At 51.5% G+C, this 23,904-nt stretch carries 20 protein-coding genes; 2 read left to right on the top strand and 18 right to left on the bottom strand.

The genetic code is table 11. The features are described 5' to 3' along the window. Positions 1–25 precede the first annotated feature (25 nt). The 7 genes from NSQ73_RS16360 to NSQ73_RS16390 form a co-directional block, all read right to left on the bottom strand. The gene (locus NSQ73_RS16360) at positions 26–1,687 is read right to left on the bottom strand and encodes an extracellular solute-binding protein (protein WP_340989295.1); all 1,662 of its coding nucleotides are present in this window, start codon (positions 1,685–1,687) and stop codon (positions 26–28) included. 51 nt (positions 1,688–1,738) lie between these two features. Beyond that, positions 1,739–2,638 carry a carbohydrate ABC transporter permease gene (locus NSQ73_RS16365; protein WP_171719403.1) on the bottom strand — a complete coding sequence of 300 codons (900 nt, stop codon included), beginning with the start codon at positions 2,636–2,638 and terminating at the stop codon, positions 1,739–1,741. Positions 2,639–2,714: 76 nt separating this feature from the next. Beyond that, positions 2,715–3,677, bottom strand: a complete 963-nt coding sequence (locus tag NSQ73_RS16370; RefSeq protein WP_042137054.1) for an ABC transporter permease — start codon at positions 3,675–3,677, stop codon at positions 2,715–2,717. A 142-nt stretch (positions 3,678–3,819) separates the two neighbouring features. Then, on the bottom strand, positions 3,820–6,825 hold the full coding sequence (locus NSQ73_RS16375) for a glycosyl hydrolase (RefSeq protein WP_340987302.1): 3,006 nt from the start codon (positions 6,823–6,825) through the stop codon (positions 3,820–3,822). 158 nt (positions 6,826–6,983) lie between these two features. Beyond that, on the bottom strand, positions 6,984–9,236 hold the full coding sequence (locus NSQ73_RS16380) for a hypothetical protein (RefSeq protein WP_340987303.1): 2,253 nt from the start codon (positions 9,234–9,236) through the stop codon (positions 6,984–6,986). A gap of 692 nt (positions 9,237–9,928) precedes the next feature. Next, the gene (locus NSQ73_RS16385; RefSeq protein ID WP_340987304.1) at positions 9,929–10,228 is read right to left on the bottom strand and encodes a putative quinol monooxygenase; all 300 of its coding nucleotides are present in this window, start codon (positions 10,226–10,228) and stop codon (positions 9,929–9,931) included. An 82-nt stretch (positions 10,229–10,310) separates the two neighbouring features. After that, entirely contained in the window at positions 10,311–11,321 is a 1,011-nt protein-coding gene (locus NSQ73_RS16390) for an NADP-dependent oxidoreductase (RefSeq protein ID WP_340987305.1), read from the bottom strand. A 119-nt stretch (positions 11,322–11,440) separates the two neighbouring features. Here NSQ73_RS16390 and NSQ73_RS16395 point away from each other — a divergent pair, with 119 nt between their 5' ends. Continuing rightward, positions 11,441–12,010 (top strand): TetR/AcrR family transcriptional regulator, encoded by a 570-nt coding sequence (locus NSQ73_RS16395; protein ID WP_340987306.1) that lies wholly within the window; start codon positions 11,441–11,443, stop codon positions 12,008–12,010. Positions 12,011–12,230: 220 nt separating this feature from the next. Here NSQ73_RS16395 and NSQ73_RS16400 read toward each other — a convergent pair whose 3' ends face one another. From NSQ73_RS16400 to NSQ73_RS16435, 8 genes are all read right to left on the bottom strand, one after another. Beyond that, the gene (locus NSQ73_RS16400) at positions 12,231–12,908 is read right to left on the bottom strand and encodes an ABC transporter ATP-binding protein (RefSeq protein WP_042236243.1); all 678 of its coding nucleotides are present in this window, start codon (positions 12,906–12,908) and stop codon (positions 12,231–12,233) included. Then, complete coding sequence (locus NSQ73_RS16405; protein ID WP_340987307.1) at positions 12,905–14,029, bottom strand: ABC transporter permease; 1,125 nt, start codon at positions 14,027–14,029, stop codon at positions 12,905–12,907. The genes NSQ73_RS16400 and NSQ73_RS16405 overlap by 4 nt, the downstream gene beginning before the upstream one ends. 117 nt (positions 14,030–14,146) lie before the next feature. Next, a complete protein-coding gene (locus NSQ73_RS16410; RefSeq protein ID WP_340987308.1) occupies positions 14,147–15,532 on the bottom strand; it encodes a sensor histidine kinase in 1,386 nt (461 codons plus the stop codon). Next, positions 15,529–16,206, bottom strand: coding sequence for a response regulator transcription factor (locus tag NSQ73_RS16415; RefSeq protein WP_039292716.1), 678 nt, complete (start codon positions 16,204–16,206; stop codon positions 15,529–15,531). Before NSQ73_RS16415 ends, NSQ73_RS16410 begins: the two co-directional genes overlap by 4 nt. Positions 16,207–16,290: 84 nt before the next feature. Next, the gene (locus NSQ73_RS16420; RefSeq protein WP_340987309.1) at positions 16,291–17,127 is read right to left on the bottom strand and encodes an SDR family oxidoreductase; all 837 of its coding nucleotides are present in this window, start codon (positions 17,125–17,127) and stop codon (positions 16,291–16,293) included. Positions 17,128–17,129: 2 nt separating this feature from the next. Next, positions 17,130–17,684 (bottom strand): MarR family winged helix-turn-helix transcriptional regulator, encoded by a 555-nt coding sequence (locus NSQ73_RS16425; RefSeq protein ID WP_340987310.1) that lies wholly within the window; start codon positions 17,682–17,684, stop codon positions 17,130–17,132. Between the two features lie 520 nt (positions 17,685–18,204). Beyond that, positions 18,205–19,335 carry an IS4 family transposase gene (locus tag NSQ73_RS16430; protein WP_340987311.1) on the bottom strand — a complete coding sequence of 377 codons (1,131 nt, stop codon included), beginning with the start codon at positions 19,333–19,335 and terminating at the stop codon, positions 18,205–18,207. A 514-nt stretch (positions 19,336–19,849) separates the two neighbouring features. Further along, positions 19,850–21,040, bottom strand: coding sequence for a metallophosphoesterase (locus NSQ73_RS16435; protein ID WP_340989297.1), 1,191 nt, complete (start codon positions 21,038–21,040; stop codon positions 19,850–19,852). A 207-nt stretch (positions 21,041–21,247) separates the two neighbouring features. On the opposite strand from NSQ73_RS16435, the gene NSQ73_RS16440 reads away from it, so the two are divergent. Beyond that, on the top strand, positions 21,248–21,877 hold the full coding sequence (locus NSQ73_RS16440) for a hypothetical protein (RefSeq protein ID WP_340987312.1): 630 nt from the start codon (positions 21,248–21,250) through the stop codon (positions 21,875–21,877). 40 nt (positions 21,878–21,917) lie between these two features. Here the strand turns inward: NSQ73_RS16440 and NSQ73_RS16445 are convergent, their stop codons facing one another. The 3 genes from NSQ73_RS16445 to NSQ73_RS16455 form a co-directional block, all read right to left on the bottom strand. Next, positions 21,918–22,223 carry an HIT family protein gene (locus NSQ73_RS16445; protein WP_340987313.1) on the bottom strand — a complete coding sequence of 102 codons (306 nt, stop codon included), beginning with the start codon at positions 22,221–22,223 and terminating at the stop codon, positions 21,918–21,920. A gap of 67 nt (positions 22,224–22,290) precedes the next feature. Beyond that, a complete protein-coding gene (locus tag NSQ73_RS16450) occupies positions 22,291–22,704 on the bottom strand; it encodes a bacteriohemerythrin (RefSeq protein ID WP_081969990.1) in 414 nt (137 codons plus the stop codon). A 202-nt stretch (positions 22,705–22,906) separates the two neighbouring features. Then, positions 22,907–23,812 carry an NUDIX hydrolase gene (locus tag NSQ73_RS16455; protein WP_340987314.1) on the bottom strand — a complete coding sequence of 302 codons (906 nt, stop codon included), beginning with the start codon at positions 23,810–23,812 and terminating at the stop codon, positions 22,907–22,909. Positions 23,813–23,904 lie beyond the last annotated feature (92 nt).

Raw genomic sequence — 23,904 nt, forward strand, 5'->3', positions numbered from 1 at the left:
CCCACGCCCCAGGCAGACTCTATTGTTATTTCATCTTGCTGAGGTTGTTCTGCCATCTTTCTGTCTGGTACGCCAGCAGCTTGCCGTAACCCGCTTTTGAGGCATCTTCATTCGCTTGTTTAATCAGGCTCAGCACCTCTTCATCACTCTTGGCATACAGCGTCTTAGCAAAAGCCTCCTGATAGATATCGTTAACGGCAGTAGCAATGGTTCCTTCTTCCGAATCCGGAAGCGGATCAAGGTTCACGAATTCCGTGAAGTTCCGGGAAGTCTTCCAGGTCACTTTCTGCTGGGCCAGCGTCGTCCAATTCTGCTTGTCAGCCGGCAGCTGCGCATCCATCTTGGCTTTGGTCTGATCGATGAATGTCGTGTTGCCTACCCAGTTGAAGCGGCCGATTCTTTCCTTGTCTTTCCCTGCCTGCTCTGTGCTAAGTCCCCCGGCATTCAGAATCGGTACTCCATCTGCGTCAGTCTCATCCCAGTAGAGCCCCTTACGTCCGAAGTTGATAATACGCTGGCCCTCCTCCCCGGTCAACCAGTCCAGGTATGAGAAGATCGCTTCAGGGTCCTTGGCATTCTTCGTAATCACGAGCACATTCCAGCCGAGGGAATTGTAATTATTCGGAGTGATTTTGGTGGCATCCAGGCCGGCTTTGTGGATTGGCCAGATGATCTCGTAGCCCGCTTCCGGATCGGTTGCCTTCAGGGCACCGTCCGCTCCCCGGCCCGGATTGACCACATCGCCATCCACGTATACCGCGACGCGGCCCGTTTTCAGCTTTTCGTTAATCTGGTCGCCGGTCTGCGTGAATACGTCCTGTGAAATCAGCTTGTCGCGGAACAGCTTGCTGGCATACTGCATGTTCTCAATGAAAATCGGGTCTTCAAAGATCGGCTTCAGTTCATTGCCCACAGGATTAGCTCTCGTCAGATAAGGTTTGTTCTCCGCCCATCCGCCATACATGGTATCAATGCCCCGGCCTTTGGCTCCAACCTCGAGGGGAACAACATCACTGTACTTCTCCTTCACCAGCTTCAGATAGGCATACAGATCATCGAAGGTTTCCAGCTTAGGCGAGCCCAGTTCTTTATAGATCTTCTTGTTGATGATCCATCCGCCGTTGCCGTTGGGGCTTGAGGTATACCAGTTCGGGAACTGGTACAGCTTGCCGTCGTCTGAGCGGAGCATACCAAGTGTGGCTTCCCCGGCGTTATTCTTAAGATTCGGATATTTGTCGAGATAATCATCCAGTGCCACCAGCATTCCGCCTTGCCGCAGACGCTCGACACTTGCACCGCGGTCCGTCATAATGACATCCGGCAGACTGCCTGAAGCAATCATGGTGCTGAACTTCGTCTCGGCAGCGCCGCTTGACTGAACGGGAGTCATGTTGACCTTCAGGGTATCGGCAATCCAGCGTGTGGTTGAGTCGGCGCCCCACTGCTCAGTAGTATCCCAATCATAATTGCTGTAATAGCTGAAGGTTACCGGCTTCACTGTGCTTACTGCGTCTGTGGAAGGCTCCGTGGATGCGGGTACCGCTGTTTCCGCTGCAGCAGTGGCTGCCGCCGGTTCTTTACTGGGTTCCGCCGTACTCTGAACTGCCGCGTTATTCCCTCCGCCGCACCCGGCCATCAGCAGCACCGTGCATAATACAACCGTCATTTGTGTCCATCGTTTGGTCATCCGTTTCAAATTAAGTAACCCCTCTCTACATGTGAGTTCAAGAAATCTGCGCTACTCTTTCAAGGAACCGATGAGTACCCCTTTGACAAAATATTTTTGCAGAAACGGATACACCATAATGATTGGCAGCGTTGCCACCATAGTGGTAGCCATAATCAGCGACTTGGTGGTGACAGACTGCACCAGAGCCAGACGGTCCTGGGCTGCTGCATTGCCGACGGACTGAAGCTGATCGGTCACAATGTTAGAATTCAGGATCTGCTTCAGCAGCGTCTGGATCGGAATTAGGCTGGGGTCGTTAATATAAATGCTGGCTGAGAACCAGTCATTCCAGTGATAGACGGCGGTAAAAAGGGAAAGAGTGGCCACGACGGGACCCGATATGGGCAGGACGATGCGGATCAGCACACCGATATGGTTGCAGCCGTCAATCCGTGCCGACTCCGCCAGTCCCGCCGGCAAGCCAAGAAAGAAGGTCCGAAAAATAATCATATTATATACACTGATTAACCCGGGAATAACGAGAACCCAAAAAGTGTCCATCATGCCAAACTCCCGCAGCAGCAGAAAGGTAGGAATTAAGCCGCCGCTGAAATACATTGTAATGATGCAGAATACCATATAGAACCTGCGCCCGATCAGCTCATGACGCGATAGCCCGTAAGCCAGGATAGCTGTGAACAGCACGGACAGGATCGTTCCGGTTAGCGTTCTCAGAATGGATATCATGAACGCCTGCCCGATCCGGCTGTCCTGAAAGACAACCTCATAGTTATCAAACGTTGGGACCCGGGGCCAGAACGTGATGCCGCCCAGCGATGTATCCGAGCCCATATTGAAGGAGATAACCAGGGAATTCCAGAAGGGATACAGGGTGACGAAGCCCAGCAGGATCAGAACGATATAAATGAACAGCTGCAGCACTTTATCCCCTGTTGACAGCTTCATCATAACCTGTAACCCCTTTCCCCGCAGCGTCTGATTTCATGAACATTTCTGCATCTATACCGCTTTGATGCTGCTTCGCTCACCATAGGCTGGAGCCCATTTTTCTGGCTGCCTTATTGGCCAGTGCCAGCAGTGTTACACTGACAACTGCCTTGAACAACCCTGCTGCTGCCGCGTATGAGAAGCGGTTATTCAGAATCCCCATCCGGTACACATAGGTATCGATCACATCCGACACATCACGGAGAATCGGATTGGTGGCCAGAATGAGAATATCTTCAAACCCGGCGTTAAGAATATTGCCCACCGCCAGAATCATGAAGATGATAATGACGGGCCGGATACAAGGCAGTGTGATCAGCTGGATCTGCTTGAATCTCCCCGCCCCATCGATGGAAGCGGCTTCATACAGATGCGGATCAATTCCGGCAATGGCAGCCAGATAGACAATGGCGGCAAACCCCATCTCCTTCCACATCCCCGTCCCTACGAGAATACCCCAGAAATACTCCGGCACAGACAGAAAGCTGATCGGTTCAGATGTCAGATTCAGGCTCATCAGCAGCATGTTAACGCTTCCATTATCAGTCGACAGCATCGAGCCTACGAAACCGCCGACGATCACCCACGAGAGAAAATGCGGCAGATAGCTGACGGTCTGCACGACCCGCTTGAACATCATACTCCGGACTTCATTCAGCATCAGCGCCAGCAGTATCGGTGCCGGGAAGCCGAAGCAGAGCTTCAGCAGACTGATCACCATCGTGTTGCGCATGACTCTCCAGAAGTCGGGGGAATTGAAGAAAGCCTCGAAATGCTTCAGGCCCACCCATGGGCTGTGTAGAAATCCGCCGAACAGCTGATAATCCTGGAAAGCCATTAGAACTCCGTACATGGGCAGGTAACTGAAAATAAAGATGAAGATCAAAGCAGGCACTACCATCAGCTGAAGATCCCATTGTCTGATCCAGTTATTCCACCAGGATACTGCGTTTCCTTTCTTCCGGACGGGCAATCTCCGCTCGATTTCCACATTGGTCATCCTTCCTGTTTCTTTGCTTTACACCTTCATTCTATGATCTCCAGGAAGGAGCTACCAGTAGCGCAGCCAACGAAAACTGTGGTCCAGCAACGGAGATTTTTTTAGGGTTCACTTTGGTTAGTTAGAGTTAGTTAGAGTGGGTTTATTCTTCCTCCACGGGCAATTTGATAGCTTTTACATCGTCTATATACAGTGTTCCGCTTCCCTGTGTCCCGCTGCCTTGTGCAATATAGAAGGCGAACTCTTTAATGGAACCCAGATCGATGACGCCGTTGCCGCCGGTAGACCACCCGGGCCGCAGGAATTCTGTAAAAGGAATGCTAACAAGCACTGGAGTTGTGCCTTGAACCGGAATACTCGCTTCCCATACCTCACCGTTCGTCTCATGAAACTGAACCGCAAGCTGCCGGTTCGAGCCATCCGGCTGCAGCCAGAAGGAGATGGCTTCCATCCCCGGCCATTCCTTGCCCATGCTGCGGTATAACCCCGCATAGCCGGGATTGCCTACCGTATAGTCCAGCTTAAGCCCGTAGGTACCGCTGTTCAGATGGTAAGTGTCCAGCGTGACCGTCGCCAGGTTACCGGAGACATTCCGCTGCCATTTGGCACGCAGGCTGCTGTTCGAGCTGCCATACTGTTCGAAATCATCAATGAGATAACTGTCCGCAGGCGGCGGTACATACGGGCCGTTGCCTGTTTCGCCGTTATGGAGTGCACGCGGATTGCTATAGATCGCTTGAATGGCACTGAGTGAATTTTTGTCGGTCAAATATTGTGACCAGGTCATGAAATACGCATACCGGGGCTGCTTCTCCATCAGCATATCCATGTCCGGCAGCTCCCCGTTCTCTCCTATAGCAATCGGTCTGCCGCCGCTAAGCTGCACAAGCTTGTTGTAATACGTATCCCGGTAATCGTTGTTATAGATATCCATCGCCAGCACATCTACGGCATCATGACCGGGATAATAAGGAGCAGAATCATAGGCCCATGAGCTCTCGGCATTCGGGCTCCATACCCAGATCAGATTATCCAGACCATGCAGATGGGTGAAACGGTCATACATATTGTCCCACAGCTGCCTGAACAGCTCCGGCCGCGCGCCCCACCAGAAGAATTCGGCATTCATCTCATGATAAGGCCGCCACAGCACCGGAATGCCTTCGTCTCTCAGCTGGGCAAGATATTCTGCAACTTCATCCACTTGAGCGGCCCACTGATTGTAGAGTGCAGTCCCCGGAGTAACAATCTCCGTCATCTGAGCTGCCGTTACATCTCCTGTGACACTTTCCCATCCGGCGGTGGCAGAATCCATAGGACGGGGCTCATGGTACGTCAGGGTAATAATGCTGCCCGTATGACCTTTGTTGATAGCCTCGTCAATCATGCCCTGGCGCAGGGCGCTGAAATCCCCGCCGGTATAATAGGCGAAATCCGAACCCCAGATCGCCGGATAATATCCGGTCAATTCTGCTGCCGTATCATACCAAAGGGATGGCGCTTCGTAATAGTTATGCTGCCCCGTGTACACAGCATTGCCGACCGTGGCATAGAGCCGGTCCAGAAGTGCTGCAGCTTCCTCCGAGGCTCCCGGATTCACCGGGAACATCTTGCCGGTAGTGAGCTCCAGTGAACTCGCCGCCGACACTGCCGTCCCTTCGCTGACTGCTGTCACCTTCACCTCATAGAGACTCTCAGGTGACAGACCTTCCAGCTTATAAGCATACAAGGATTGACCAGGAACATAAGGCACCGTTATACTGCTCCATTCAGTATCCGCCGCCTTTTTGAAGGTAATGCTATAATTCTTCACACCAAAAGGACCCGTAGCCGCCAGCCACTCCAGATCTGCGGAGACACCATCGGCACGGTTCACGGTAAACCCTGCTGGCGCCCCAGGTGCAAGGTCCTCTGGAAGCTCCGGCAGCTTGCCGATATATACCTGATCCAGGAACTGATCCGTCCCTGTCTGATTCTTTGCTGTCAGCTGCATATATTCCCCGTTACTAACTGTGCTCAGCTGTCCTTCTGACCGCGCCCACACCGCAGCGGCGTTCGTAATGAGCGGATGAACGATTTCATCAGAGTTCTCATGATAAACGCTGACACTGACCGTTATTGCTTCCGGGGGCACTGCTGCTGACCTGGTCCAATAGGAAACCAGATAAGAGTCTTGCCCGTCCACAGAAATCTCTGCGCTTCTGACCGCCGAATTACCCGGCAACCGCGCCGCATATTGTCCAGCGTATGTTCCGTAGGTTGTGGTCTGCACCGTTCCTGTCTCGGTCCACGGGCTGATCGAAGCCGTTTCGAAACCGCCGTTAGTGAGCAGATTCACGCCCGGTGTCGCCTCCATCCCCATCACAGCACCGGAAGTATTGCCGGCCGTATCTCTGGAACGCAGCATAATGGCATACACAGAGAATGGATCAAGATTCTGCAAAGTATAGGTGTATGATGTGACGGTCTCCTGATGGGGAACCGATAAGGTATTCCAGCCGGAGTCTTCTGTTTTTTTGTAGGACAGCTGGTAAGATTCGACCGCCATATCATCTGTAGAGCCCGCCCAGGTCAGCTTAAGTGAATCCGGCTCATGCTCGGCTGTCCAGGTTCCGGGAGTTGACGGCCGTTCAATGTCAACATTCTCCCGGATCAAAGCGTCATCAATATAGTAATCTTTGCTGGTGCTGTTCCAGAAGGAGAAACGGATGTACTGCACCCCGGGAGCCGGTGTGTACAGCAGCTGCTTATACTCCCACTGGGTCGAACCGGAGAAATAGAGATATTGCTTCGTCTGCTGACTGCCGAAGGCATCCAGATCGATCGCCGCACTCGTCACTCCCGTTCCTGCGAATTTGACCCACAAGCCTACCCTGTAGGTTTTACCTTCCTGCACTGCTACGGACGCAGATGCCCCGCCTGTATTCCGCTTCACCTGAAGACTCTTCGTGCCACCATGCTTCTCGGCGGTTGTCACCACCGGACTCCCCCATTTCTCCCACGACACATCTCCCGCTTCGAAGCCGGGATTTCCAAGCAGATTCTCCCCTGCCGAATTAGATACCGCTGGCGGCAGGAGAATTGATGCAACAAACAGAGCGAGGGCCAGGCAACCATGCAACCATTTTTTGCTCGTTCGTGCAGCCACTTTGTTCAGTCCTCCATTTGAATAGAGCCGGATTATATTCGATGATTACATCGTCCGGCCCATCAAATGTAAGCGTTTTCCTTGAGACTCAACAAGAACCCGCAGCAACGAAAACTGTGTTTCAGCAATGACAACGCAGTTAAAAGCAGCAATACCCGCTACAGGCTGATTGTCCCGCGGAAAGCACCGTTGCCGCAGGTGACGGCAAGCACTTGTCTGACCTCACAATCAAGCGCAATCCCCTTCCAGCGGACAGCTCCAAGCGGGGCATGCTCCCACTCCTCCCAGGTATCTCCCCCATCCCGGCTCCAGGCCATTTCAGATTCTGTGGAGGTCCGGACCATCGGTTCGCTGGCCGATATCAGCACATCCTCTCCGTGTTCACCCCGCCCAACACAGAGTGCTGATACATTGAAGAGCTTGCCTGCCATAACCGGAAACAGCTTGTGCCAGCTCTGTCCGCCGTCACTGCTGCGCCATAGCCCTTCCGAAATAAACCCCGCATAGATTGTCCCCGGACAGGAGGGAGAGTACGCCACTGCGCTCAGTACTGAAGCCGGGCCGCCAAGCTGAAAAGGAAGCCCCTCTCCTATGAAATCCCAGGTGTCACCATGGTCTGAGGATTGCCAAATCCCCTCCGTGGCTTCTCCGGCAATTAACTGTCCTGCCTGATGCGGATTCGTATCCATGAGCTGGTTGGACCCGCAGGCATTCTTGACCTGATAGACTACAACGGACAGCAGCTCGGCTTCAATCCAGCGCTTCTGATGCGGAAGTGTCTCCACATAAGCCGGAGGCCGAAAAGCTGTGCGGTCCCATGAAGTGCCGCCGTCCCGCGACCGGTAGATTCCTGCGCCTGCACTGACTGCCCCGTCCACATAGGCATAATAGATGCCCGGCTGATTGCCGTCCTCACGCAAAGCCTGCACGAATAACCCGGAACCCAGTGTTAGAGCTGCTCGGGCACGGTCTTCACCATCGCGGTATACAGCGATACAGGCTGTACGGCCGTGGCCGATGAGGCCGTACAGATACAATCCCGGATCTGCTGCGGAAATAACAGCCGCAGAGCTTCCGGAATAGCCGGACAGTCCGGGCAGACTGCGGAAGGAGAGACCGCCATCCTCAGTCACCTTCGGGGAATGATCCGCCATGGTTACACAGAACTTGCCGGGCTGCAGCTTATCTGCCACCACCGCTTCCATGCAGGTGGTCTCAAGCCCCCGGAACTGCCCGGCCCGCCAGGTCATTCCTCCATCCCCGCTGTAGGCTACCCCATACCAGTTGCAGAGATAGAGGCGGCCTGGTGTGAACCGGTCTACGATAATCTTGGAGATCGCCCAGCCGGCAGCAGAAGCCCGTGAACCTCCGTTAAAGCTGTCCATGTATGCCGGAAAGCCGCTTAAATCATTATCCCTGTGATGATGCAGCAGCCTCCACCGCTCCGCGCCATCGTCTGAAACATACAGCGGTATCGGCGGAATGTCCTGCATCTGCGGGCGCAGATCAGGTGCTGTATACCAGCGCTCCGGGACATGCCAATCCTGGACAAGGGTCCCGTACCGCTGCGCTCCCTTCAGCAGACCTACTCCGGCAGACTGCCAGGTCTGCCCTCCGTCTGCACTGCTCTTGATGCCGCCCCAGATGCAGGCGGCCAGCAGCCGCTGCGGGTCCCGGCTGTCGAATGACAGCCCGGCAAAGCTGGAACCTTCAACCAGCAGCTCCCACGATTGTCCCGAGTCACGGCTGAGATACAGCCTGCCCGCCTTCCCCCGCGGGCGGTCCTGCAGCAGCCCTAATATGCCGTACTCCCCCGGATCGGCATAATCCATATTCAGCTCCTCATCGCTGATCGTTCCGGCATATAACATACCCTGCTGATCCGGGTGAAAAGCTACACACCCGAAACGCTCCTCCGGAAGGCTGCTCTGCTCCCAGCTCTCTCCTTCATCCCTGCTGATCCAGAGTCCGCCGGTATACCCTCCGGCCGCTACAATACCGGGATGAAAGGGATCTACGGCAATGACCTCCCCGTACATCCGGGTCGGCCCGTTGCCGTAGAAGCCCATCCCGCCGCAGACCTCATACCAGCTGTTCCCGCCATCTGCCGATTTGTGCACCGCGCCGTAGAAGGTCCTGCTCCTCACTTCGCCGCAGCAGCGGAACATCACCTCCGGGTGATGACAGCTAATGGCAAAGCTCTGCACCTGATGGTGGTAAGCCTGGGTCATCCCCCGGTTCAGGGTCTCCCAGCTCTCCCCGCCATCCCTGCTGCGGAAGACGCCCGCCACATCACAGCGGGCATATAATACACGGTTGTCCGCCGGATGCTGCAGCAGGCCGGTAATATAACCGCCTCCGCCCAGCGCCGCCGGCAGCAAGACACCCGGCAGATTCAATGAATTTTCCATGTCAGCTTCTTCCCCCTCGCTCCAGTTCCTCTAAGCATAACTTGGAGCTGACCAGAGCGGCATCCCCGGCAGCAACGATATCTACCGCTGAACAAGGAATGTGAATCGCAGTACAAAGCTGCTGCTTCTTTTCCAAATTCATAATTGCCTAATTTAGGACAAAGTTACCTTACAAAACTCCATTCAGACTCATTCCGTAGCAGCATCCTGGGAAGCACATTGTGTTCGGTTTTTCGCATACATCTGGCCCGATTACCTCCGTAGAAGCTCATTGTATTCGGTTTTTCGCATACATCTGGCCCTATTACCTTCGTAGAAGCACATTGTGTTCGGTTTTTCGCATACATCTGGCCCTATTACCTTCGTAGAAGCACATTGTGTTCGGTTTTTCGCATACTCGTCCTTCAGACGAATCTGCGGTTGGGAGAAAATAAAGTTGTAGACTGGCAGATGTTTCATTAAGCAAAAGGAAGTTATGTTTAAGGAGCCGATACTTTATTAATACAAAGCAGAAGGATCCGCCGCAGCGGATCCTTCTTACTTCTGTTGCCAAGAACAGCTCAAATCTCTTTTAGTAGTGGAAAATGAAACTAGTGCCCGCAATTGGATAACAAAAGCCGAATGAGTGTGAAACTTCACGTTCTGATCTTTTCTGTTAGAGATTGGGGGAGTCCACGGTCTAAACAACTTTTTCACTCCATAAATGAGCGCTCGTTCGAGACGTCGTATTTTTGAATGTCCATTGTCATCCTGTTCCCCCACTTTTTCAAAAACGGCGCTGACTCATGTCTTTCAACATGGGCCGTCAGCGATTCTTGATCTTGCCACCGCTGGACAGTCAGCATACGTCCGGTGCGTGCATCTTCCAAAGTAAAGGCATAAAACAGGCATCCCTTTTCAGCTCTCGTACTGGAAACAACGGCCTGAATTTCTGTAGTGAATTCATTCACATCAGATGGATTTAGGTGAGCGTAACCCATGAGTATCATCATTGCTGTTCATCCTTTTCTTAACTAAGTGAGTAAAATGCTTCATAACTGATTCTCGTTCTGCTAGGAGAGTGAGCTGCCATCTTTACACGATCGTGAGCACGATTTTGCCTTGAATGTGTCCACCGGATACCCGCTCATGCGCCTTGCGAGCATCGGCGAGCGGGAATGTACTATCAATGGCGACGCGAACCGTCCCGGCATCGAGTAAGCGTCCTAATTCCGCCAACTGCGGACCATTGGAGCGCACCTGGGTCATTGATACCGTGATGCCCAGTTTCGCGGCTTCCTCAGCGTCAGAGAAGCCTATGAATACCGGGAACAAAGCTCCGCCTCGCTTGAGCGTGCGCAAGAATCGACCGGTTGTTGGACCACCAAGGGTATCGAGGACGAGATCAATGTCTTTGGCGATATCCTCAGGAGAGTTTTTGGTATAATCAATGAATTCGTCAGCACCAAGCCCGCGCAGGAATGACTCATGTTTACCAGATGCGACCGCGATGACATGTGCGCCCTGCCATTTAGCCAGTTGTACTGCTATATGCCCCACGCCGCCCGCAGCGCCATTGATGAGTACCGACTTGCCCTTAAGCGGCACCGGACGATGCGGCTCCGGTTGAAACGGATTCGCTTCACTATGCCCCAGCTCAATCAGGAACTGCCATCCGGTGAGACCTGCCATTGGCGCTCCTGCAGCAAGCACGTGATCGATGCCAGCCGGTTTCAGCGCAAGATCTGATGCTGGTGCGGTGGCGTACTCGGCATAAGCAGTGCTCTCCCCCATACTAGGAAAACGAACCATACCGAAAACTTCATCGCCGATGGAGAAGCCTTGTACATCCGTAGCTACCGCCTCGACGACGCCCGACACGTCCGACCCCAGAATTAAGGGAAAGGACACCGCTGGCTGCCACTCAGGAGGAAGATCCTTATACCCTTCGCGCAAATACCAGTCAGGCGGATTGATGCCAACCGCGTGAACGCGGACCAGCACCTCACCTGGTTTCAGCTCGGGAAACGGCGCCTCCTCGTAACGCAGTACCTCTGGGCCGCCGAATTCATACTGGCGAATTGCTTTCATTGTATCTTTAGACATCTGGCTTTCTCCCTTCATGCAAATGAGTTATACTTACCAGAGCAGCGCTCCGTTTAAACGGATCACCGTTCCGTTTATGATTATACGGAGCACTGCTCCTATTGTCAAGGAGGATAACTATGCGATCCGATGCAAAGAAAAACTATGAGCACATACTGACAATCGCGAACGTCGTTGTAACTGAGCACGGCGCCGATGCCTCGCTGCGCGATATCGCACGCAGAGCTGGTGTCGGGCTCGGCACACTATATCGTCATTTTCCGACCAGAGAGGCGCTACTTGATGCATTGCTCCGTGCAGGCTTCGACGAGTTGACCGTAAAGGCATGTGAGCTCGAGACTGCGGATTCACCCGGTGATGCACTTGTGTCTTGGCTACGTGAGGTCGTTACATTCACTGGGATCTATCAGGGTGTTGTGACAGTTATGGTTGAGGCCATGGAGGACACGGAGTCCGCACTCCACGCTTCATGCATCACGTTACGAGAGGCAGGTGCACGGCTTCTCGTTCGCGCTCAGTCCAGGGGACTTGCGCGTACCGACATGAACGGTGATGATCTGTTCGCGCTAGCTGCTGCACTTGCATGGCTCGGCGACCAGCCCTCGTCAGTGCCACGAGCTGAGCATGTTTTCAGTATTATTGTGAGCGCAATTCTAACGAATGGAGCGAGCAGCGATTTCAAGGCATAGCTGCGAACTTAAGGTAGGTTGGATCCTTAGTGGAGGTTAGTTAAACAACAACAGCGGCAGAAGAAGACTTTATCTATGCAGTCTTCTTCTGCCGCTGCTTCATTTTATGGATCAGTCTAAAACTTAGTTGTCCACAACTGATGTACATCATCTTCCAAACTAACAAAAAAACTGAACCCCGTCCCCGGGATTCAGTCTCACTATCCACTCAAATCATAACCTAGGCTTGAACCAGCACGCCATCCTCCAGATGAAGCACACGGTCGCACCACTCCAGCATGCGGTCATCGTGGGTTACCATAACGGCTGCCTTGCCTTCGCTCCGCACCTCGTCAGCGATCATCCGCACTACTTCTCTGCCGCGGCTGTAATCCAGACTCGCTGTCGGCTCATCTGCGAACAGGATAGCCGGTTTGTTCATCCACGCCCGGGCAATAGCCACACGCTGCTTCTCACCGCCGGACAGCTGCTCGGGATACTGATTGCGCCGCTCCCAGATTTCCAGACGCTTCAGCAGATAGGTTGCCCGAACCTTGGCTTCCTTCGTGGTGAGCTTAGCCAGCTTGGCAACATAGAGCAGCTGTTCCTCCACCTTCAGGAAAGGCAGCAGCTGTGCGCTCTGGAACATGAAGCCGATCTTCTGCAGCCTCAGCTCCGTCAAAGCCCCTTTGTCTTTGTCACGCAGCGATTCACCATCGATGAAGATTTCCCCGCTAGTTGGGGTGAGCAGAGCACCGGCGGCAGAGAGAAAAGTGCTTTTGCCGGACCCCGAAGGCCCCAGTACTGCTACGAATTCACCCTCGTTCACCGTAAAATCCAGGTTATTCAAAACAGTCATTGCCCCGTCTCCGTCCCCGTAGGTTTTGGTCACTTGCTTCATGATTAATTTGGCACTCATGCTCCAGTCCTCCCTATCGCTTCCAAGGCATCCACCTTGGCTACTCTTGCTACAGAAATCAGTGAACCCAGCAGCGACATTCCGATGAACAGCAGGCTGGTCAGAATCATCGTCTGCCCGTCCAGCTGGAACGGCATCGCATCCGGCAGCCCCATATTCATTCCGAATGTAAGCAGCAGGCTCAGTGCCAGACTGGCTACAGACAGAATCAGGACTTGGCCGACTACGCTCCAGGCTAAATAGGACATTTTGGTACCCATTGCCTTAAGAATACCGAACTGGCTGGTCTTCTGGATTGTGATGACGTAGAAGAATACGGCAAGTACAACTGCAGCAATAATGAACAGGAAGGCTATCATCATAAGCAGTGAATTCTGTTCAGCCGCATATCCGGGGACACTGGAAATCGCCTGTTTCTGGGTAATCACCTCTACCGCCTGCTGCTGTCCGGCAATTTCAGATGCCTGTGCAGAAGATACTTTTAGCGCGATAACGTTGTAAGGAGCATTGCCTGTGCTGTCTGAGCTGCCGCCCTGAACCGCCCCTTGCTTCATGGCCTGCCAATCCAGCTGGTTAATATATACCACCGGAGTGTGGCTGTATGAGCTGTCTTTCACAAAACCGCTAACCGTCCAGCTCATGCCTGTTGCCTGATCACTTATTGTACTGCCGATCGTGACACCGGACTCTTTCAGCTTCGAATCTACCACGGCACTACCTTGAACTTCATTGGTGATTCCAGCACCTTCCGTCACTTCAGGAGCCAGCATCCCCGCCATATCTACGGCAAAAAAAGTAATGTCCGCCTTCACATCCGCATCGGCAGCAGTAATAGTACTGGTCTGCACGCCAAGCGGAGTTGCCTTCGCCTCCCCGGCTACCGCACGGGCTGCTGCAAGTTCCGATTCGCCTAACTGTGAACGTCTAAACGTATGGTCAGCGTCGCTCTGCACGACAAAATAATTCGCAGGCATATTCTCCAGTGCCGAGATATTCGCATAGGCAAGTCCTCTGGCCAGGCCCGTTACGAACAGAACCAGAAACGAAACCAGCAGCATAATCACCATTATGAGGCTGTAGCGTGCTTTGGAATGCCTCATCTCCCGTAAAGCCAAAAACATATAACCACTCCTTCTAATCTGTATATCCACAGTTTAGAGGATGAAAATGAACGGAGTATGAATAAAGAATTACATTATACAGATTGAACTATAGTTCATCAGTTACTAAACGTCTGCTCAATCAATATAATGGCTGGGCAGGGAGACAGTAAAGGTAGTCCCTTCTCCAACCGTACTTGCCACCTCGATCGTACCGTTATGCGCCTGGATAATCTTTTGTGCAATGGCCAGCCCCAGCCCGCTGCTGTTGCTGTCACGGGTGCGCGCCTGATCCACTTTGTAGAACCGGTCGAAGATCATCGGCAGCTGCTCCGCAGGAATCCCTCCACCGTTGTCCGCCACCGTTACAATGCAGGTATGATCGTCTGCACGTGCTGCAATACTGATTGTGCCGCCCGCCGGAGTGTACTTCACGGCATTCGAGACCAGGTTCATCCATACCTGATAGAGCAGGTTAGGGTCGCCTTCCAGTGTAATTTCAGCTACGTGCAGCCGGACTGCAAGCTCCTTCTCTGTAAGATGCCATTCCATAATCTGCATGACCTGGCGGAGCTGGGCACGAAGGTCGAAGCTTCGCTTCTGCAGGGCATGTTCTTCATAGTCGAGTGAGGATAACGTGAGCAGCTGCTTGCTGAGCACCGATAGCCGGCGGCTCTCTTCATCTATGATCGACAGGTACTCCAGCCTTTGGGGTTCGGGCAGCGCACCGTCTTTGAGCGCATGGGCAAAACCCTGGATGGACGTCAGCGGGGATTCAATTTCATGCGAGACATTGGCGACAAATTCCTGACGCGCCCGGTTCGTCCGTTCCAGTTCACGGCTCATCGTCATGAAATGGGAGGCCAGCTGGCCGATTTCATCACGCCGGGCGGTATATAGTTTGATGTCGTATCTGCCTTTGGATATTTTGAGCGTAGCCTCGGTTAACCGCGTTATGGGCTTCACCACATGGAATACTGTAATGAGCATGAACCACAGGCTGAATAAGATAATGACGCCAATCAGCACGGCAAAAAAGATCCGCAGCTCCCCAAACTGCACCTCAGCATCCGGACGCATGAACAACGCATAAGTCTGTCCGGTGATCTGAACAGGTACACCAATCGAATTGCTGAGCTGATTATCGAAGAAGCCGGTGATAAATGCTGAGCTGGGGAAATTACCGACTCCGTGGTAAATCCCCCCCGCCAGCACCTTTTGCAGCGCTCCCTCCTGCAGGTCATTTTTGCGGAAAGGCAGGCCGTAGAATTGTTCATCGCCGTTGTCATTGGACAGATACATCTTGTACCCTAACGAGGCTGTACTCAGCAGATACTCTTCCGCCGCATCCGGGTGGTCCTGAATGAACTGCTGCAAGCCGATGGCCATTTTAGTCAGCTTGGCATCGTTCTGCGGTTTGATTTTGGCCTGATAATAGAGATTGGAAACCAGGAACCCCAGTACACTGCTGATCACTATGACCGAGCAGAACACAATACTCATTCTTACATACAGCGATCTCATGTGTTCACCATGTCCACTTTGTAGCCAATCCCGCGTACCGTGCGGATCGTGAAATCATTCTGGTAGTCGCTGAACCGCTGGCGCAGCCGTTTGATATGCACATCCACCGTCCGCTCATCCCCCTCATAATCCGCTCCCCAGACCCGTTCGATCAGCTCACTGCGCGAGAACAGCCGTCCAGGATATTGCGCCAGCTGGGCCAGCAGCTCGAATTCCTTCACCGGCAGCAAAAGCACCTCATTCCCGTCACTGATCTCATAATTCTTACGGTCAATCACCAGTGAGTTCAGGCGGATTTTGTCGTCAGAGGCAATCGAATAACGGCGGAACAGTGCCTTAATGCGGAACAGCAGCTCCTCCGGTTCAAAAGGCTTGGTCACATAATCATCCGTCCCGCGCAGATACCCCTGCTCCTTGTCGCTGAGCTGCTGGCGGGCCGTCAGGAGGATCACCGGAATATCGTAAGTTTCCCTTATGTACGAGCATAGCTCCAGACCATCCATGTGCGGCATCATCACATCCACCACCGCGAGATCCACTGTCTGCTCCTGCATCAGGGTTACCGCTTCCCGGCCGTCGCCGGCTTCCAGGACATGATACCCCTCTCTCGTCAAGACATGCCGCAGCAGCGTGCGGATATGGACATCATCGTCGGCTACTATAATCTTTTTCAACTGTAAGCTCTCCCTCCGGGCTTGCCGAATTCAATGACATCATACTAGCAACAAACCAGTTTCGAGACAACCCTTAGTCCATTTCTACATTATCCGTTCTTCCGGCAGCTCAATAAAAGGCATAATGCTCTCCTTCAGCGGTGTGACAGGACGCCCCATTAGCCGTTCCAAATCTCCTGAAGTGGATGAGGTATCCAGCTTGCTCATAAAAGCATAGATCCAGTGCTGAGCTGCGGCATCCTGACGGTGTACCACCGGCTTCCCGGCAACCTCGGTTAATACTTCAGCCAGATCTGTAAAATCCCAGGTACGTGCAGCGGCCAGCTCATAAATATGATTGCCTGCCTCACCTTCACTAAGCACAGCCGCAGTTGCCAGCGCAAGATCTCCACGTGTTACCGAATTGAACTTCCATTCACCCGGAGCGGTTATCAATTCCCCGCTGGACAGTGCTTCCTTCAGCCCCAGCACTCCTACGAAATCAATGTATAAGGCATTGCGCAAAAAAGTATATTCCAGTCCGGACTCTATAATCGCCTGTTCGGTTAGCGTGTGCACATTGTCCGGCTTGCTCTGCTCAGATCTCTGCCGGGGAAAAGCAAAACCCGTATAGAGAATATGCCCGACACCGCTTCGCTTAGCAGCATCAATAACCCGCTTGTGCTGGATCAGACGGACGGTGTCATCCGTATTCGAGCTGGAGATTAGCAGCAGCCGGGAAATTCCGCGAAAGGCTTCATCCAGCGATTCCGTCACATCGTAATCGGCATAACGGACTTCTAAGCCTTGCTCCCGGAGATACGCCGCCTGCTCAAGCTTCCGTACTCCGGCTACAACCTGTTCTGCGGGGATACGGCTGCGCACATTTTCTACAATCAGCCTTCCCAATTGTCCGGTGGCGCCAGTAATCATAATCTTCATTATTATCTCTCCCTTGTATGATTGCTCAATTTGTTCAGCAGACCCAGCAGCTGGTGCAGCTCCGTATCATCCAGACGCTTCATCACGCCGGCAACAGCTTCCCGGTTTCCAGGCAGCTGTTCAGACAGCAGGGCGCGGCCAGCTTCGGTAATCGAAATCACCGTCTTGCGTCCATCCTTGGCATGATCCGCACGGGAGATATAACCGTCTTTGTCCAGCGGAGTGAGCAGGAGGCTGATATTGGCTTTGGTTACACCGATTCTCTCTGCGAGCAGCGAAGGTAGTATCGCTCCCCCGTGCTTCGCAATCTCAACCAGTACGCGGATTCTTGCCCCGTTCAGCCCTTGAGCCTGCCAGTATTTCTCGGATACGGCTACTGCATGGGCTGTCGCTCCCACCATAGCGAAGAAAACCTCATTGTGGAGCGGCAGCTCCAGCACATACTTTTGCAAAGCATCCATCCGTGCATCCAGCCGATCATTTACTCGATCATTCATAAGTCCATTCATAGAATCATCCATCAGTCCGTTCAATAGTTCGTCGGCTGGTTTATTCATCCGCCCACCCATTTGATCACCCATTCTACCATTCAAAGTTTTGTCCATATCGCCCTTTAACGAGACATAACGCCTCTTAACGCCTCTTAACGCCGCAAGCTCATTTTAGTTAATAGCTTAACTATATTTATATAGAGAATAACTCAACCAGCTCTTATTGTCAAAATGTTGCATCAGAGCACCCCTGGTAGGTGTGGGTTTATACTAAAAGCCATTTTTAAGACACATAGTTTAGGTGTGCGTTTGGACTTGCAGTTTTGATACTTGTTTGATCATACGATTTCAGTACTCGGTTGGTTTGGGCATTCGGTTGGACATGCGGTTGGTTATTCATTCGTTCTTGCTCAGAATTACTGGTGACTTAACCGGACTAAGCCTGGATTGTTGTACTAAATGCAAGATTTATTCTATATTTACTTGTAAAATTGGTTATTGTTGTACTTTTTACAACAATTCTTACGATTCAGCGGGTTATCCGACTGAATTGTTGTATTTTGTGCAGGCCTGTTGATTCCCCATATTATAGAATGGATATAATTCCCAAAACAACCTTGTTCCTGAGCAGACTCAATTGAACCTGCCACTCCAGCGGAAGACTAAATATACGCCAATGCTGCATAAATTCCCAAAGGGTCAGTTGAGCAAAGGCAGGCACGTTGGAGTGGATTTCATCATAAACGCGTCTCAGAAGCACATAGACAGCAAGGGCCACAAACAATTGGCTGTATACTGCATTTTCGGTGGTTCCAAATAGACATGGCACGTTCAGATGCTGTTTAATCCAGCGGAAAAAGACTTCAATTTCCCAGCGTGCCTTGTAGATTTCGGCGATTACATGAGCGGACTCTTTTCTCAAATCGGTCACGACCCGTACGACTTCCCCCCGGTCATTTTCAAATTCTACGACCCGGTGGCGCTGAGCGGATTGGCACTTCCCTTGACCGATATAACAAGTCATATCACGAACAATTTTCGTTTCTCCCTCTGCGGGTCGCTGGAGGTTTCTCGGCTTCACCAAATGGAGATTGTCTTTGAGTCGAATCACAAACGACTGGCCCTGGAGCACATATTGATCCAATCTGCTAATTTTTCCATACGCCCGATCCTGTACCAAAATGTAGTCCGTATCTGCCAAAACTTCTCCAAACGGAGCGTCATTGCGCTTCGCAATCGATTCCTCCACGTTCACGGGTAAACGCTGACCTTGCGAAAGAGCGACATGCAGCTTAATGCCCCCTCTAAATTTTTTGTACGAGGCCCAAGGCATTCGGGAATTCGCCGCCGTGACCGTCGTCGAGTCAATCAGCAGAAGATCTTTAGGAAGATTCAGATGCCGCCGGGTTTGTCGGTTACATTTCTTGACGAGCAGTTGAAAGATACGTTTGAAGATTTCGTAAGGGACTTCACCGGCCTTGCCGGAAAGGGTGGAGTAATGAATCTCAGGCAAGTCAAAGTTTGGGCCTAAGCGGGCACTTTGCCGGAAGCCGTCCCATTTGTGGTAGCAGGCTTGGACAAAGTAATCGAGTAGCAACCCGACGGTCATTTTGGTTCCACTATCTACGTAGTCCTTGGTTTGTCCAGTCACCATTTGGACTTCTTCCGGTGTTAATACTTGTTTGAAAACGGCTAAAAATGGGGTATATTTATTCATGAGGTCGCCTCATTTCGGTTTGGTTTGGTCGTACTTACCATTACCCGAAATGGCGGCCTTTTTCGTCCCTTTTTTTGGGAAATCAACACGCCTATATTTTGTGCAAGATTCCCGGTAAATTAGCGAGATCGAATTTGAAATGTTGTACTTTCTGCAGGATTTCCCTCGCTTGATCGGATCAGGCCTGCTTTGTCCTACTTTTCGTATAACATAAAACCCCCTATCCTTCAGTCGAAGGTAGGGGGCATGGCGGAAGGCACACGGAATACGTCATAAGGTACAAGTTACGGTAGATGGTTCAGTTCCAGTAGATGATACAGATCCGGTAGATGATACAGATCCGGTAGATGGTACAGTTACCGTAGATGGTACACATCCGATAGATGGTTCAGTTTCAGTAGATGGTACACATCCGATAGATGGTTCAGTTCCAGTAGACGGTACAGTCACGGTGGATGGTTCAGAACACAGTAGCTGACTCACGTACAATTATGTTGCCTCCACTAGACAATCGTTAGATCAATACCGCCTTAGCCGTTGAAGTCACTGGTTCTTCGTTGTAGCTCATACTACCCTCCAGAACAACCTCCAGCTTGATCAGCTCAGAGCGGCTGGCCAGACGGATTGGCGGTCCCCAGGTTCCGTAGCCGGAGGAGACAATGACATGCAGCTTGTCTTTGAGCAGATAACCCCAGTCCAGCTCGAACAGGCGTCTCGTAATCCAGTGATTCGGAGCAATCTGCCCGCGGTGGGTATGTCCCGACAGCAGTACATCCACGCCAGCCCGCGCAGCAAGCTCGAAGCCGGTCGGCTGATGATCCATCATAATAATCGGCTTCGTGCGGTCAAGTCCGTCCAGCAGCGCCTCTACACTGAGCCGTCCGCCTGCTTCCATCGCCTCCGCCGTCTTATCTTTGCGGCCCACAACGTACACTCCCGAAGTTTCCACAACCTCATCCTGCAGAACTTTAATGCCGATGTTATTCATCACTTCAGTGTACTGTGCAATCGAACCGCCATAATACTCATGATTTCCCAGCACAGCATAGACCCCGTAACGTGCCTTAAGCTGCTTCAGCTGCTGGTCCATTCCATTGCGGATAAAAGGTTCAATGCTGTCATCCAGCACATCTCCGGCCAGAAGCACGATATCGGGATTCATCGCATTAATCTCCGTGACCATCCGGCGTAAATGGCGGTTCCCGACAATGTTGCCCAGATGCAGGTCAGAGGCAACCGCTACCGTCAGCGGAACGCTGGTTCCGATAGACTTATCGACTTTCAGTCTGTGGCTCCGCACCACTGTACTCCAGGCATTGCGTGAACCCCATAGCAGGAATACGGCAAGCAGTGCCAGTACGGTAGCTCCAGCTTCGGTAACAAACGCCGAGAGGCCCACACCGGTGAGCGCCAGCACTCCATATACCAGATCGGTCAGCGGCAGCAGAATCACGGCAAACTCCATACAGGCCAAATAATAGGAGCCGACCACCTTGAACAACCGGCCAACCGGCTTAAGCGCCTTCGGCAACGGAACTCTGCCAATAATATAAGAGAAGGCAATCACAAGAAAGACAGGCCAGTAAGCAGCAGCATGAATACCCGGCAGCCATTCCTGGAACAGAACCCACAGATGCCATCCAATGTAGAAATTAACAAGTCCAAGCACAAGAAGCATGATAATTCCCGAAGCCAGCATGCGCATGTTTTTCACCCTATTCACTCCCTTAAGGTAAGTTTCTATAATATCTACTTCAGATCATATCACAAAGTATTCGAGAGGTATAAATTGCGCTCCGCCACTATGAAAAATCTTAGACACATGCAGGAAATTAGCTGAATATAAACGAATCCGTTCTATGTAACAGTTGAGTAACTATTTAGGTTAAGCGCGAGAAAGGTGAGGATTTCCTTGGATCACTCTTTTAAGATTTCGTTTAGTATTTATTCAAAGATTTCTCTATTCATTTCATTATTAATTCTGGTTGTCGTATTAACCGGCAGTGATTCAAATGCAAATATACAAACCACTCCAATAGAGCTTAACAAAAGCTCCGTTTCAAATATCCCCTATTCCATTCGTTCGAGCATGTCTTTTGCATTTCATAAGGCAGAAATTGAGAAGCAATTGGGAAAAGCCGATATCACCAGACGCATGAAAGGCTATTCCTATGAAATACGAAATGTATCTGGCGGCAGTCATATTTTTATAATGTACATGAGCAGCAGCTATGTTTCTGACGTATGGAGATTAACGCACTTGTTAAGTCAGGATAGCTTTAGCAAGATTAATATCGGAGAAAGTACAGTAAGCGATGTGGGAAAAATTGATCCCTACTTCATGGAGTTTAATTACTCTGATCAGCAAAAGGTGGTAACAAGTGAACATAAGCTAGACGATGATGGAGTAATGATTATCCGCTATACACAAGGCAATAATGCTTGGGTTGTTGATTCAATCGAGCATACCAAACAAGATCCATCAGCGTTTGCTGCAAAACTTCTGCCTGAGGATAAAGAATTGCTGCTGGAAGATTATTAAACTGTGTATGCACAGTAAAAAAGAGCCTAACAGGCTCCTTTTAAACTTCACTTAATGCTTTCAGAATTTTCGCTTTAGTCTCGTTTAGCCGCGTCTCTGCACCATCCGGGTGCAAGGGCTCACTCCAGGCCAATCCATCACCCTCGTACCTTGGAACAACATGCATATGGTAATGGGTCAGATCGTTAAATTTACCGCCGTCAGCACAAATTCTAATCCCATCCGGTTTGTACAAGCTTTTGAGCAGCGCAGTAACCTTCTGCGAAGCATCCATAACCGCATGCGCGGTTTCCGGGTCCAGGTCTGGTTCAATACCATTAGCGATTCTGCATCCCAGGCATTCCATATTGCGCCTCTCTCCCCTCTAAAAAAAGAAAATGCCCTGCGGCATCTTCGTGTTCCGGATTATGTAGTTAAACGGCTTTGTTACCTTTTGCAGCGATGCAGTCCCCGATCAGCTTGTCACATTTGTGAATATGATTAATCAGCCAGTCAGTCAAAGTACGGTTAAGCTTAATTGTTGACAATACGGATACCCCTTTGGTCTTTATGCTCTCTTCCAGATCCAGAACGGTCTGTACGAATTCAGCATGAGTCTTCTGGTGTTCTGTCAGTTCAGGGAAGTCGATGTCCTTCATCAATTGCTCTTCACTGCCGAAATGCTCCACGGTGTAGTCCTTAAGGAACTTCAGTGTTTCTTCGATCTTCTCTTTGCCCTGCTGGTTGGTACACGCTTCAAAAAAGTCATTCAGCTTCACAAGCAGCTGTCTGTGCTGGCAGTCAATCTTCTCTACTCCGATGTCATATGAATCCTTCCAGTTAATCATTGACTCACCTTACCCTTTTCCATAAATTACATAATGAAAAGCATAATTCATTGTCCGCTTTTCCGCATAAAACTTCTATTAACAACATCACACGACAGCAGAAAACAAATTTCTGCGGAATTGGCGTTGCAGTTTGTTATGGAAGGAGTACGATACAGCTAAGTCATTAACCTGTTCATATACGAGCCTGTATTTCGCCTTCTCAAGTTAGATTCCACTCCAGATTGTATCGGTACAGCTTCGATGGGCGGTGTCCGGCATCACGGGTACTCTCATCCGTCTCAATCACCCGCTCAGCAATCTTGCGGCGGAATGCGGCGGCGAGCAGCTCTTTGCCAAGGATGATTTCATACACACGCTGAAGCTCGGACAAGGTGAACAGCGGCGGCATCAGATTGAACACAATATCGGTATACTCTGCTTTGCCGCGCAAGCGTTCGATTGCAGCCTGCACCATCAGCAGATGGTCAAAAGAGAATCCCGAGCTCCGGACAATCTCACGGTCCATATGGCGGACATGGCCCCGGATGGTTTCGGTAAGCTTGACCACACCACTGAGCCTCGCCTGTTCATTCTGCAGAATAATCTCCACAAATGTCTCCAGCCGGATACCCTGCTCCAGCTCCTCGCGGCGGGTCTCCAGGATATTGTAGGAAACCTCAAACCAGGCGGCTGCGGCCGCATCATCCCCAGCCTGTACAGTCAAGGCTTTGCGGTCCACGAGTGCCATGTAAGAACAGCTGATCACCCGCATCCGCGGATCACGCTGAACATCGCCCCAGGTATATAACTGTTCCATATAAATGTTATCGATATTAGTCTCACTGTACAGCTCCCGGCGGGCTGCCTCCTCAACGCTTTCGTGGATCCCCACGAATCCTCCAGGCAACGCCCATTGTCCCAGAAAAGGATGTTCACCGCGCTGTATGAGCAGAAGCTGCAGTGATTTCTCCGCCAGCTTGCGGTAATTATCCTGCTGCTCCTCCATTACGGTGAAGATCAGCATATCCACAGCAACAGACGGACGTTCATAGTTCCCGGCGTCATAAGTCTTCAGGAACTGCTCCTCGGTTAGACCGTTGTAATCAGTGACGGGTTGATTAGACATTGGCAGGCTCCTTTAAAGGAATATCTTAATATTATCCCATTGTTAATAACATATCGTTATTATATACCTGCTGCCGAGGAATGCGTCAAGTA

Origin of the sequence: Paenibacillus sp. FSL R10-2736 (genome assembly GCF_038000245.1) — a bacterium.
Classification (GTDB): Bacteria; Bacillota; Bacilli; order Paenibacillales; family Paenibacillaceae; genus Paenibacillus_AQ; species Paenibacillus_AQ phytohabitans.

Bases quoted from the DNA above. Each gene is read 5' to 3' on its own strand.
- NSQ73_RS16360 (WP_340989295.1), bottom strand. From the start codon at position 1,687: ATGACCAAACGATGGACACAAATGACGGTTGTATTATGCACGGTGCTG.
- NSQ73_RS16365 (WP_171719403.1), bottom strand. From the start codon at position 2,638: ATGATGAAGCTGTCAACAGGGGATAAAGTGCTGCAGCTGTTCATTTAT.
- NSQ73_RS16370 (WP_042137054.1), bottom strand. From the start codon at position 3,677: ATGACCAATGTGGAAATCGAGCGGAGATTGCCCGTCCGGAAGAAAGGA.
- NSQ73_RS16380 (WP_340987303.1), bottom strand. From the start codon at position 9,236: ATGGAAAATTCATTGAATCTGCCGGGTGTCTTGCTGCCGGCGGCGCTG.
- NSQ73_RS16385 (WP_340987304.1), bottom strand. From the start codon at position 10,228: ATGATGATACTCATGGGTTACGCTCACCTAAATCCATCTGATGTGAAT.
- NSQ73_RS16390 (WP_340987305.1), bottom strand. From the start codon at position 11,321: ATGTCTAAAGATACAATGAAAGCAATTCGCCAGTATGAATTCGGCGGC.
- NSQ73_RS16395 (WP_340987306.1), top strand. From the start codon at position 11,441: ATGCGATCCGATGCAAAGAAAAACTATGAGCACATACTGACAATCGCG.
- NSQ73_RS16400 (WP_042236243.1), bottom strand. From the start codon at position 12,908: ATGAGTGCCAAATTAATCATGAAGCAAGTGACCAAAACCTACGGGGAC.
- NSQ73_RS16405 (WP_340987307.1), bottom strand. From the start codon at position 14,029: ATGTTTTTGGCTTTACGGGAGATGAGGCATTCCAAAGCACGCTACAGC.
- NSQ73_RS16410 (WP_340987308.1), bottom strand. From the start codon at position 15,532: ATGAGATCGCTGTATGTAAGAATGAGTATTGTGTTCTGCTCGGTCATA.
- NSQ73_RS16420 (WP_340987309.1), bottom strand. From the start codon at position 17,127: ATGAAGATTATGATTACTGGCGCCACCGGACAATTGGGAAGGCTGATT.
- NSQ73_RS16425 (WP_340987310.1), bottom strand. From the start codon at position 17,684: ATGAATAAACCAGCCGACGAACTATTGAACGGACTGATGGATGATTCT.
- NSQ73_RS16430 (WP_340987311.1), bottom strand. From the start codon at position 19,335: ATGAATAAATATACCCCATTTTTAGCCGTTTTCAAACAAGTATTAACA.
- NSQ73_RS16435 (WP_340989297.1), bottom strand. From the start codon at position 21,040: ATGCGCATGCTGGCTTCGGGAATTATCATGCTTCTTGTGCTTGGACTT.
- NSQ73_RS16445 (WP_340987313.1), bottom strand. From the start codon at position 22,223: ATGGAATGCCTGGGATGCAGAATCGCTAATGGTATTGAACCAGACCTG.
- NSQ73_RS16450 (WP_081969990.1), bottom strand. From the start codon at position 22,704: ATGATTAACTGGAAGGATTCATATGACATCGGAGTAGAGAAGATTGAC.
- NSQ73_RS16455 (WP_340987314.1), bottom strand. From the start codon at position 23,812: ATGTCTAATCAACCCGTCACTGATTACAACGGTCTAACCGAGGAGCAG.